The organism is Bifidobacterium sp. LH_413, from assembly GCF_056357015.1.
Genome location: NZ_JBKEVK010000001.1, coordinates 641,340 through 653,262, shown reverse-complemented (window position 1 = coordinate 653,262; position 11,923 = coordinate 641,340). Strand labels below are relative to the sequence as shown.

The 11,923-nt window shown below is 66.9% G+C and carries 8 protein-coding genes; 3 read left to right on the top strand and 5 right to left on the bottom strand.

The genetic code is table 11. The features are described 5' to 3' along the window. Window positions 1-32: 32 nt before the first annotated feature. Complete coding sequence (locus tag AC1AYN_RS02495; RefSeq protein WP_476531856.1) at window positions 33-791, top strand: GTP pyrophosphokinase; 759 nt, start codon at window positions 33-35, stop codon at window positions 789-791. Window positions 792-816: 25 nt separating this feature from the next. On the opposite strand, the gene AC1AYN_RS02490 is transcribed toward AC1AYN_RS02495, so the two are convergent. From AC1AYN_RS02490 to AC1AYN_RS02480, 3 genes are all read right to left on the bottom strand, one after another. Continuing rightward, entirely contained in the window at window positions 817-1,761 is a 945-nt protein-coding gene (locus AC1AYN_RS02490; RefSeq protein WP_476532316.1) for a DMT family transporter, read from the bottom strand. 180 nt (window positions 1,762-1,941) lie between these two features. Then, window positions 1,942-2,856: a Bax inhibitor-1 family protein gene (locus tag AC1AYN_RS02485; protein WP_476531854.1), complete on the bottom strand. Its 915-nt coding sequence runs from the start codon at window positions 2,854-2,856 to the stop codon at window positions 1,942-1,944. Between the two features lie 96 nt (window positions 2,857-2,952). Further along, the gene (locus AC1AYN_RS02480) at window positions 2,953-3,387 is read right to left on the bottom strand and encodes a hypothetical protein (protein WP_476531852.1); all 435 of its coding nucleotides are present in this window, start codon (window positions 3,385-3,387) and stop codon (window positions 2,953-2,955) included. Between AC1AYN_RS02480 and AC1AYN_RS02475 the strand changes: the two genes are divergently transcribed. Together AC1AYN_RS02475 and AC1AYN_RS02470 are read left to right on the top strand one after the other, a co-directional pair. Next, a complete protein-coding gene (locus tag AC1AYN_RS02475; protein ID WP_476531850.1) occupies window positions 3,356-3,982 on the top strand; it encodes a response regulator in 627 nt (208 codons plus the stop codon). The genes AC1AYN_RS02480 and AC1AYN_RS02475 overlap by 32 nt on opposite strands. A 218-nt stretch (window positions 3,983-4,200) precedes the next feature. After that, the gene (locus AC1AYN_RS02470) at window positions 4,201-6,309 is read left to right on the top strand and encodes a GmrSD restriction endonuclease domain-containing protein (protein ID WP_476531848.1); all 2,109 of its coding nucleotides are present in this window, start codon (window positions 4,201-4,203) and stop codon (window positions 6,307-6,309) included. Between the two features lie 117 nt (window positions 6,310-6,426). Here the strand turns inward: AC1AYN_RS02470 and acnA are convergent, their stop codons facing one another. Both acnA and AC1AYN_RS02460 read right to left on the bottom strand, forming a co-directional pair. Next, window positions 6,427-9,144 (bottom strand): aconitate hydratase AcnA, encoded by a 2,718-nt coding sequence (gene acnA, locus AC1AYN_RS02465; protein ID WP_476531846.1) that lies wholly within the window; start codon window positions 9,142-9,144, stop codon window positions 6,427-6,429. Between the two features lie 139 nt (window positions 9,145-9,283). Beyond that, complete coding sequence (locus tag AC1AYN_RS02460) at window positions 9,284-11,917, bottom strand: HAD-IC family P-type ATPase (protein ID WP_476531844.1); 2,634 nt, start codon at window positions 11,915-11,917, stop codon at window positions 9,284-9,286. Between the last annotated feature and the right edge of the window lie 6 nt (window positions 11,918-11,923).

The window sequence follows — 11,923 nt, the reverse complement described above, 5'->3', positions numbered from 1 at the left end:
TGAGGAGATTTTCAGCAGACGTCCGGATTCGCATGGTCCCCGCGGCTATAATCGTTGCCGTGATACTTGACCGTCATTCCCGATTGAGCACCTCCGACCTCAAAGCCCGATTGAAGGGACTGAACCTGTCGGACAGCGTCTTCGACGCCGACCAGATCACCGAATTCGTCGATCTCATGCAGGTGTACGAAGGCGCGATGTACGAGATCTCGACGAAACTGGAGATCCTCGACAACGAGTTCCAGGTACGGTTCGCGCACGACCCGATCCACCACATGGAACGGCGCCTCAAATCGGTGGGATCGATCATCGGCAAACTGGAACGCAAGGGACTGCCGATCGCCGTCGATTCAATCAAGGACAACCTGTTCGACGTTGCCGGCATCCGCGTGATCTGCAACTACCGTGACGACGTGTATTCGGTATCGAACTACCTGTCCGCCCAGTCGGACATCCAGGTGCTGCGCGTCAAGGACTACATCAAACGTCCCAAGCAGAACGGCTACCGTTCCCTGCACGTGATCTACGCGGTGCCCGTGTTCCTCTCGTCGGGCGCGCACTACACGCCGGTGGAGGTGCAGTTCCGCACCATCGCCATGGACTATTGGGCGAGCCTCGAACACGCGCTGCGCTACAAGGCGGACCTGCCGGATGCGAAACTCAGCGAACATTCGCAAACGCTGCTCGACTGCGCGCGGTCCCTCCAGAACATCGAGGTGCAGATGCAGAACATCCACCGCGACATCAACGGCGCGCCGGTGGTCGAGCAGACGCCGAAGACCTCGGACTGAGTCGGGCGGGACCGGGTGCCGCGGGCTAGCCGCGACGCATCCACTTCGGCAGTTTCGCGGGCGTCTGGGCGAGCATGGTGCCGAGGAAGATGAGCGCGCAGCCGAGATAGCCGCGTGGGGTCATCACCTCGCCGAGGAAGATCGCCCCGCCCACGGCGGAGAAGAACGATTCGAGGCTCATCAGCAGGCTGGCTTGCGTGGGCGGCACCCACTGCTGGCCGATGACCTGCAGCGTGTAGGCGATGCCCACCGATCCGATGCCCGCGTAGACGATCGGCTCCCATGCGGCCGCGGCTCCCGTCCAGTCGATGGAGCCTTCCGCGGCGGAACCGATCCAGCTGAGCGCGGCGGTCGTGCAGAACTGGATGAACGACAGTTCGATTGCATCGACCTTGGCACCGAGTTCATCGATGACGAGGATGTGCGCGGCGAACAGGAGCGCGGTGAACAGAAGCAGCAGGTCGGCGAGGCCGATCGACCCGAACCCGTCGGTGATGCACAGGCAGTAGAATCCGGCGACGGCGAGCACGACGGCCACGCCGACGAGGACACCGATGCGACGACGGAGGAACACGAAGGCAAGCAACGGCACCATCACGATGTACAGGGCCGTGAGGAATCCGGCGCGGCCGGCGGATTTGCCGTAGAGAATGCCGTACTGCTGGAGGGTGCTCGCGGTGAACAGCACGACACCGCAGATGGCGCCGACGACGAACGGGTTGGCGAGCGCACGGCGGAACGGCGGCTTCGCCGTCCGAGACGTTTGGGGATCCGGTCCGGCATCGACGTCGGCTGTCTCGGCGATCCCGCCTTTACGCCCATGCCGCACGAGCAGGATGGGGACGAGGGAGACCGCGCCGAGCGTGAAGCGCGTGGCGTTGAAGAACAGCGGGGTGACCGCGTCCATGCCCTGCACCTGCGCGACGAACGCGAACCCCCAGATGAGCGCGCATGCGGTCAGGCACAGCATGCCGATGATGTCCTGTCGTCCCTGTGTTCCCGTTCTTCCCATAGGGATTCAACCTACCGTGCGCGTGCACGGATATGGGAAGGCCCGACCACATGATGGTCGGGCCTTCCGATGATTCGTGATGCCGCCCTTGCGGCCGATCGGCGGCGGCCTGGGCGGGTGGTTCCCCGCGTTTTCCTATCAGTCCCTGCTGCCGAACAGCTGGAGGATGTAGAGGAACATGTTCACGAAGTCAAGGTACAGGTTGAGGGCGCACAGGATGGAGATCTTCTTGATCATCTCCGGCCCCTGCGCCTCATACGCCTTGAACAGGGCCCTCGTGGACTGCGCGTCGTACATGGTCATGCCGGCGAAGATGACGAGGCCGATGGCGCACACGAGCCGGGTCATGCCGCTCACGCCGGGGATGAACGCGAGCACCAGCTGGGTGATGATGAGGACGACGAGCGCCACCATGAGAATCGGCCCGAACTTGAGCATGTCGAACTTCGTGGTGAGGCTGAACATGGTCAGGGCGAGGAAGAACGCGGCGGTGACGCCGAGCGCGACGCCGATCTGGCCGAGGTCGTACACCCAGAAGATGGAGCTCAGGGTGAAGCCCATGAGCGCGGCGTACACGTAGAACATGGCGCGGGCTCCGCCGACGCTCATCTTCGTGATGCGCATGCCGAGCACGACGGCCATGCCGACCTGGACGACGCACAGGCCGATCAGGCCGATCACGCCGGTGGCGGCGAGGAAGTAGTAGTAGGCGCCGGTGATCTGCGCGAGCACGGCGACCAGGGCGGTCACGACGAGGCCGATGGTCATCTCGCCGTACGCCTTGGTGACGGAGACGCGTTCCGCCTGTTCATAGGAGTAGGCGACCTGGCCGTTGACGGTGGCCGCGGCGCCGCCCTGCCCCGCGTACGCGTACTGGGGCTGGCCGTACTGCGGCTGACCGTACTGGGTCGGCATCTGCTGGCTGTACTGGTTGTATCCGGTGTTCTGCTGGCCCGCGTACTGATACTGCGGTGCGCCGTAGCCGGTGTTCAACGTGTTGTTGCCCTGCGGCTCGTAGTTGGGATTGGGCTGGGGCTGCTGACCGAATGTCATGTTCGCTCCTTCTCGTTATCGACGGTTCCCATCCTACGCGGCCAACTTGGCGTTGTCTGGGAATTTCAGCCCACAGCCCGACCCGGCCCATCCGCGTCAGAACAGCGGCACAGTGCAGAAGGCGCTGCCGGCGGCTCCGGTCGCCTCCTTGGCGTCCTTCTCCTCGCCGTTGACGATGACCTTACAGGTGACCTTCTGGTCGTTGCCGCCCATGACGTCGCCGGTGACGCTCACACCGGTGAGGTCCTTGGTCTCGTCGCCGGTGAAGGTCTTCGACCAGGAGCCGGAGAACTGCTCGGTGTTGCTCGATCCGCTCTTCGTCCAGATGACGGTGCCGTCGCCGGTGGCGGTGGCCTGCAGCTCGATGGTCTTCCCGGCCTTTCGCTCCGACGACGCGTCGCCGTCCGCCTTCGTGGAGTCCCCGCTCTGCGTCCTCCGGCTTGTCGTGGTCGACGACGCGGAATCTCCGGTGCGGGTGATCGTCGTGGACGACGATCCGATGATCTGCCAGGCGATGTCGCTGATCCTCACCGACTATTCCGACGGCCGCATCATGTCGTCCACGGCGACGAGCGGCGCCGACGCGGTGCGGCAGGCGGCCGAGGAACATCCGGACGTGGTGCTCATGGACATCGCCATGCCCGACATGGACGGCATCGAGGCCACGCGTCGGCTCCGGGCGCTCCCCCGGCAGCCCCACGTGCTGATGCTCACTTCGCTGAGCCCGTCGAACACCGTTGAACGCGCCGTGGAGGCCGGCGCGGAGGGGTTCGTGTCGAAGACGGACTCCCCCGGCGACATCATCCGGCGCGTGCTCGGCGTATGCGCCGACGCGCCGCAGTTCAACCCGGCGAGCCAACGTCAGCTCATCAGCGGACTGCACGCCCAGCGGCCGACGTCCCGGCGCGACGAGGCCCGCGCCATGCTCGACGCGCTGCCCGAACGCGAGCGCGAGGCGGTGGTCCTCGCCGCCGAGGGGTTCACGAACGCGCAGATCGCCGCACGCATGTTCATCTCGGAACGCACCGCGAAGGCGCACCTGTCGAACGCCGCGGACAAGCTCTCGATGGGGCGCGTGCAGATGGCGCGTCTCGTGGAACGCGCCGACCTGCCGGTGCGCCCGTAGCCGCCCGCGGCCACCGATCATGGCCACATCCCGGCGGATCACCCGGCGGATCATGCGGGGCAAGTCGGATCATGTGAGGCAAGTCGCAACATCCCCGGCTCGCGATGGCCGCCGGACACGCCGCACGCTGCTAGGCTGTTACGTGACAAAAACGCATAGGGTCGTCACGCTCCGCTGCGGTTCGCGGGGCCGGCCGAAGACGCCGGAAGGAACATGACATGGGTATCAACGCCAAGGAACTGCCGCTGGGTGATGTGTTCACGCCGGACTACCGGTTGTTCATACCCTCGTTCCAGCGCGCCTACATCTGGAAGCCCGAGAACATCCTGCAGCTGGTGAACGATCTGCTGGAGGCGTGCAAGACGCCGGAGACGCCCTACTTCCTCGGCTCGCTCATCCTGGTGCGTGAGGGCGGCCCCCGCTACGAGGTGATCGACGGCCAGCAGCGTCTCGTCTCCCTGTCGATCATCATCGCCGCGCTGCGCGACCTGGAACGCGACCCCGAGTGGATGACCCTGCTCGACCATCTCATCGTCGATCCGGGCGACAAGCTGCGCGGCATCGTCAACGAGCCGCGGCTCACGCTGCGCGAACGGGACGCCGCCTTCTTCCGCGAATACGTGCAGGAAGGCAATCTGGAGGCGCTGTTCGATCTGGGCGACGAGGACTGGACGACCGCGGCGCAACGCAACATCACGCGCAACACGAAACGCGTCTACGACGAGCTGTCCTCACTGGGCGAGGAGGAGCGTCGCGCGTTCGCCTCGTACATGGTCAAGATGGTCACGCTGGTCATCGTCACCACCGACGACCTGGACGGCGCGCACCGCATCTTCGACGTGATGAACATGCGCGGACTGCCGCTCACCGCGTCCGACGTGTTCAAGGCGCGCGCCACGTCCGCGCTGAAGCCGGCGGAGATGGACGCGTACGCCGCGCGTTGGGACGACATCATGGACCCGCTCGGCGACGACCCGCAGTCCACCGAGGAGTTCTTCGCGACGCTGCACATGGTCCTCACGCACAAGCATTCCACCGACAAGCTCATCGAGGAGTTCCTCGCCGACGTGCTGCAGCCGCGCATCGACGCGGGCGACGTGCCCGCGTTCATCGACGGGACGCTCGCCCCCTATGCGGCCGCATGGCAGGTCATCGCCCACGCGCCCGACACCGTGCTGCCCGACGATGTGAAATCACGGCTCGAGGCGTTGAACGACTACCGCAACCATGAGTGGAAGGCCGTCGCCATGTGGACGCTCGTCCACTCGTATCGCCATCTCGGCTCCCCCGACGTGTCGCCGTTCGCGTCGCGCGCCGGCCGCGCGGCACGCGCGAACGCGACGGTGAAGACGCTCGGCGGCCATGATGCGCACCGTCTCAATGAAGTGCTCGCCGCTCTGGAACGCATCACCGGCGTCGACACGTTGAACCGCGTGGACTCGTTCACGCGCCGCGGCCACATGACGGCCGCGATCCGCGACCTCGACAAGGGGTATCCGACGAATCTGGTGCGCGGTCTGGCCGTCAGGGCCGACGACCGCACCGGCGCGCTGATCCGGCTGCACAGCGAGATGCAGGGCGACGACGAGCTGATTCGCCTGCTGCTCATCCGCGCGAACGAGCAGGCCGCGGGCGCGCACCTGACGCGCCCGCGCCGTCTGAGCGCGCTGGCGGTCATGCCGTTGGACATCGAACGCTCCGCGTCGTTCGCGAACTGGTCGCAGGACGACCACGATTACTGGATGTACCGTCTCGGCAACATGGCGCTCGCCCAGGGCGCTCCCGACCAGCTCGACCGCATGGGCGAGTACATGCAGCGCCGCGACCGGATCCTCATGCGCGCCGACTCGCGCAGGTTCCCGCTGACCGACGGGCTGAAGGACTTCAACGAGTGCACGCCGGCGATGCTCAAACACCGTCAGGAGGAGACGATCCGCCTCATCGCCGACTACTGGCAGATCCGATACGACGAGAACCACACGGATCTGACCAGCCAGGACAACGACGCGCTCGCCCAGGCCACGGCGGCCAAGCCGTCGCACGGGTCGCGGCGGGTGACCATCCGTCAGGTCGTCAAGGCCGGGCTGCTCATCCCCGGCGAGAGGCTCGTCTGGGAGCGTCCGCGCAAGGGCGAACGCTGGTATGCGACCGTGACCGAGACCGGCAAATTCCGTCTCGACGACGGTTCCGAACACGCCTCCCCCACGGCTGCGGCGAAGGCGGCGGCAGGCGGCAAGGCGAGCGGCGGCTTGGACGTGTGGAAGCGCACGTCGGACGGCATGAAACTGTCGGAGATCTGGAAGAAGTACCGCCAGCAGGCCGGCTGACGCGCGGCACGCGCCGGGAAACGGTCAGTCGGGTAGTGCGATACGAGAGAAGGGGTCTGGAACACAACCGTTCCAGACCCCTTCTCTCGTTCCGCCTTGCGGCCGGCCATGCACCGACTACTTGCGCATGAGGTTCCTCAGCACGTACTGGAGGATGCCGCCGTTGCGGTAGTAGTCGGCCTCGCCGGGCGTGTCGATGCGCACGACCGCGTCGAATCCGACCGTCGAGCCGTCGGCCTTCGTGGCGGTCACGTGCACGGTCTTCGGCGTGACGCCGGAGTTGAGCTCATCGACGCCGGCGATGTCGTAGGTCTCGGTGCCGTCGAGGCCGAGCGACGCGTAGGACTCGCCTTCGGGGAACTGGAGCGGCAGCACACCCATGCCGATGAGGTTCGAACGGTGGATGCGTTCGAAGCTTTCGGTGATGACGGCCTTCACGCCGAGCATCAGCGTGCCCTTCGCGGCCCAGTCGCGCGAGGAGCCGGTGCCGTACTCCTTGCCGGCGAGCACGACGAGCGGCGTGCCCTCGGCCTTGTAGTTGAGGGACGCGTCGAAGATCGTGGACGGCTTGCCGGTGGTGAAGTCGTAGGTGTAGCCGCCGGGCGTGACCTCGTTGCCTGTGGAGGCGAGCAGAAGGTTGCGCAGGCGGATGTTGCCGAACGTGCCGCGTACCATGATCTCGTGGTTGCCGCGGCGCGAACCGTAGGAGTTGAAGTTCTTCGGCTCCACGCCGCGCTCGGTCAGGTACTTGCCGGCGGGGCTGGACGCCTTGAACGCGCCGGCCGGGGAGATGTGGTCGGTGGTGACGGAGTCGCCGAGCAGGGCGAGCACGCGCGCGCCGTGGATGTCGGACACGGGGGCGGGCTCGGCGCTCATGCCGTCGAAGAACGTCTGGCGGCGCACGTACGTGGACTTCGGGTCCCATTGGAACAGTTCGCCCTCGGGCACGTCGAGGCCCTTCCAGCGATGGTCGCCCTCGAACACGGAGGCGTAGTCCTTGAGGAACATCTCGCGGCTGACCGTGCCATTGACCACGGCGGCGACCTCCTCGTTGGTCGGCCAGATGTCCTTCAGGTACACGTCGTTGCCGTCCGCGTCCTGGCCGAGCGGCTGCGACTCGAAGTCGAAGTCCATCGTGCCGGCGAGCGCGTAGGCGATGACGAGCGGCGGCGAGGCGAGGTAGTTCATCTTGACGTCCGGGCTGATGCGGCCTTCGAAGTTGCGGTTGCCGGACAGCACGGCGGTGACGGTCATGTCGTTCGCGTTGATGGCCTCGCTGATCTCGGGCAGCAGCGGGCCGGAGTTGCCGATGCAGGTGGCGCAGCCGAAGCCGACGAGCTCGTAGCCGAGCGCGTCGAGGTCGTCCTGGAGGCCCGCGGCCTTCAGATAGTCGGCGACGACCTGCGAGCCGGGCGCGAGCGAGGTCTTCACCCACGGCTTCGGCTTCAGACCCTTGAGGTGCGCGTTGCGGGCGATGAGGCCGGCGGCGACCATGACGGACGGGTTGGAGGTGTTCGTGCAGCTGGTGATCGAGGCGATGGCCACGTCGCCGTTGTTCAGCTCGAAATCGCCGCGGAAGTCGGTGGAGACGGGCACCGGCTCCTTGACGGTCTTCTCGGTCTCGTAGGCGGGCAGCGTCCTCTCGAACGTCTCCTTCGCCTCGGACAGGACGATGCGGTCCTGCGGGCGCTTCGGGCCGGCGATGGACGGCACGACGGTCCCGAGGTCGAGCTCCATGTATTCGGAGTACTTCGGCTCGACGTAGTCGGGGTCCTTGGCGTCGCCCCACAGCTTGTTGGCCTTCGCGTAGGCCTCGACGAGCGCGACCTGCTCGTCGGAGCGGCCGGTCAGGCGCAGGTAGTCGAGCGTGACGTCGTCGATGGGGAAGATGCCGCAGGTGGAGCCGAATTCGGGGCTCATGTTGCCGATGGTGGCGCGGTTGGCGAGCGGCACGGAGGCGATGCCCTCGCCATAGAATTCGACGAACTTGCCGACGACGCCGTGCTTGCGCAGCATGTCGGTGATGGTGAGCACCACGTCGGTGGCGGTCACGCCCTCGGGGATGGAGCCGGTGAGCTTGAAGCCGACGACGCGCGGCACGAGCATGGAGATCGGCTGGCCAAGCATGGCGGCCTCGGCCTCGATGCCGCCGACGCCCCAGCCGAGCACGCCGAGGCCGTTTTCGGTGGTGGTGTGCGAGTCGGTGCCGACGCACGAGTCGAGGTAGGCGAGCTCGCGGCCGTCGCCCAGTCCGGACGCCTCGGCGCTCTTGGTCATGACGACCTTGGCGAGGTATTCGATGTTGACCTGGTGGATGATGCCGGTTCCCGGCGGCACGACGCGGAAGTTGCGGAACGCCTGCTGGCCCCAGCGCAGGAACTGGTAGCGTTCGCCGTTGCGCTGGTATTCGATGTCCATGTTGAGTTCGACGGCGTTGGGCAGCGCGTACTTGTCGATCTGCACGGAATGGTCGATGACCATGTCGGACTGGACCTGCGGGTTGATGACCTCCGGGTCGCCGCCGAGGTTCTTCACGGCGTCGCGCATGGTGGCGAGGTCGACGATGCACGGCACGCCGGTGAAGTCCTGCATGACGACGCGGGAGGGGGTGAACTGGATCTCGTGGCTGGGTTCGGCGTCCGGATCCCAGTCGAGGAGCGCCTTGACGTGGTCGTCGGTGATGTTGGCACCGTCGATGTTGCGCACCAGGTTCTCCACGAGCACCTTCAGCGAGTAGGGCAGGTGGTCGACGCCGTCGAGGTCGGCGATCTTGTAGTAGTCGAAATCCTTGCCGGCGGCGTGGAGCGTCGCCAGTTGGTCGTCACGTAGGGACATGCTTCCTCCGAATCATTGGACCGGCTTGATATCGCCGATTATCCACTCGAAATGGTACGGGAACGTAACTTTCCCTCTGGCGTGTCGGCTTGAAACGTGAGACAATACGCCGACCGCCGCGCACGTGCGGAGTGAACGCTCACTTTCCGTCGCGACGGTCCGCGCGACCGACGGGACGCGCGTCCGCCCGGTCTCCAGCGGCGCGGCCGAGCAGCCTGCCGAGCGCCGTGCGCGACGCCCACGGCACCGCGGCAAGGCAGACGGCGAACACGGCGGCCGCGCCGGCGAGCGCGATCAGCGTGGGCGCGACGAGCGCGCCGGTGGGGACGACGAGCGCGAAGAAGCGCGCGACGAACGGGATGAACATGCCGATGACGCCGGCGGCGGCGAACACGGCGACGAGCGCGCCGCGCCAGCCGTTCAGGGGGCGCGCGACGCGGGCAAGCACGAACACGCCCATGACGAACAGGACGATCGCCTCGGTGGCGCGCAACGAGGCGAGGTCCGCCGCCGAACCGGCCACGTCCCAGCCCATGATGCGCGGCAGCGTCCATGCGGTGATGAGCACGGACAGGGCGGTGGCGATGCCGCCGGGTAGCGCGAATCCGACGACGCGCTTCAGGAAGCCGGGGATGTAGCGGCGCGTGTTCGGCGCGAGCGCGAGGATGAAGGCCGGCATGCCGATGGTGAGCGCGCCGATGTAGGTGATATGGCGCGGCAGGTACGGGTATGGGATCTGCGTGAGCACCACACCCAGCGAGATGAGCGCCGAGTACACGGTCTTGACGAGGAACAGGCCGGCGACGCGTTCCATGTTGGCCATGACCTGCCGTCCGCGGGCGACCACGTCGGGCAGGTGGGAGAACTTCGAGTCGACGAGCACGACCTGGGCGACGGCCTTGGTGGCAGGCGCGGCGTTGCCCATCGCGATGCCGAGGTCCGCCTCCTTCAGGGCGAGCGCGTCGTTGACGCCGTCGCCGGTCATCGCGACCGTGTAGCCGCGCGCATGCAGCGCGTCGACGATGAGCTTCTTCTGGTCGGGCAGGACGCGGCCGACCACGTCCACGTTTTCGAGGACGCGACCGAGTTCGGCCGGATCGTCGGGCAGCAGACGCGCGTCCATGATGCGTGGATCCCGGTCGCCGGCAAGCCGCACCTTACGCGCGATCGCGCCGACGGTGACGGGATTGTCGCCGGAGATGACGCGGCATCGCACGCCCTGTTCGCGGAACCAGGCGAGCGTCGCCTCCGCGTCGGCGCGCAGCCGCTCCGAGCACACCACCAGCGCCACCGGCACCGCGCGCCGGTCGAGCGCGATTGCATCTTGGCTCCCCCTGACGAGGGAGCTGTCGGCGCCAGCCGACTGAGGGAGAGATCCCGGCAAGTCCCCGGACGCCGTGCCTTGGCCGTCTGCACGCGCCCGCGCGACGAGCAGCACGCGGCTGCCCTCCTTCGCGATCGTCTCGACCCGTTCCAGCAGCGCCGCGTGGTCGCCGTCCAACGCCGCCAACAGCACCTCCGGCGCCCCCAGATACCATGTCGCACCGCCCGCGACCGTCACCGCGCTCCACTTGCGCGACGACGAGAACGGCACACGTGCGACGACCTCGCCCGGCGCGTACCCACGTGCCCCGAGCCCGTCGAGGACGGCGCGGCCGGTCGCGTTCGGCTGCTCCTCGTTCGCGAGATCGTAGAGCGCCTGCGTCGTCTCCCGCTCCCCGGACGTCGCATCGCCGCCATCACCGCCATCGTCACTGCCGTCGCCGCCCCGCAGCATGACCACCCGGTCGAGCGCGATGCCGCCGTCGGTGATCGTGCCGGTCTTGTCGAGGTTCAGACAGTCGACGCGCGCCAACGTCTCCACGGATTCGAGCTCCTGCACCAAGGTCTCGTGCCGTGCGAGACGCATCGCGGCGACGGCGAAGTTGAGCGAGGTGAGCAGCACGAGTCCTTCGGGGATCATGCCGACGACGCCGGCGACGGCGGAGACGACCGCCTGCCGCCACTGTCCGGTGGCGAGCGCGACCGACCATCCGCCGACCGTGTGGATTTGGGAGATGATGAGCAGCACGCACAGCGGCACGACGAGGAACGTCATGAACTTGAGGATCGTGTTGATGCCCTTGTTGAGGTCGGAGACGGTCTTCTTGTACACCTTGGCCTTCGCGGTGAGCGTGGCTGCGTACGACCGTGCGCCGACGGCGGTGACGCGTGCGAGCGCCATCCCGGAGACGGCCGTGGAGCCGGAGTAGGCGGCGTCGCCCTCATGCTTGCGGACGGTGCGCGATTCGCCGGTGAGCATCGACTCGTCGAGCTCCAACCCCCAGTCGCGGACGATCTCCGCGTCGGCGGGCACCTGTTCGCCGGAGCGCACCCAGAGCAGATCGTCCATGACGATGCCGTCATGCGGCACGGTCACGTCGCGTCCGTCGCGGCGCACGAGATAGTCGGAGGCGACGAGGATGGAGAGCCTGTCGAGCGTGCGTTTCGCGCGCAGTTCGGTGACGATGCCGATGCCCGTGTTGATGATGATGACGAAGCCGAAGACCGCGTCCTTCCACGATCCGGTGGCGAGCACGAGAATCATCGCCGCGAGGATGATCCCGTTGAACAGGGTGAACACGTTGGCGCGCACGATGTCCTTCACCGAGCGCGACGTGGAGTCCTTCACCCTGTTGACCGCCCCGGACGCGACGCGCGCCCGCACCTCGGCTGCCGTCAGACCGGTCTCGTCCACGTCATCGCCCACGCCAATCGCTGAATTCGCACTCATGCCCAC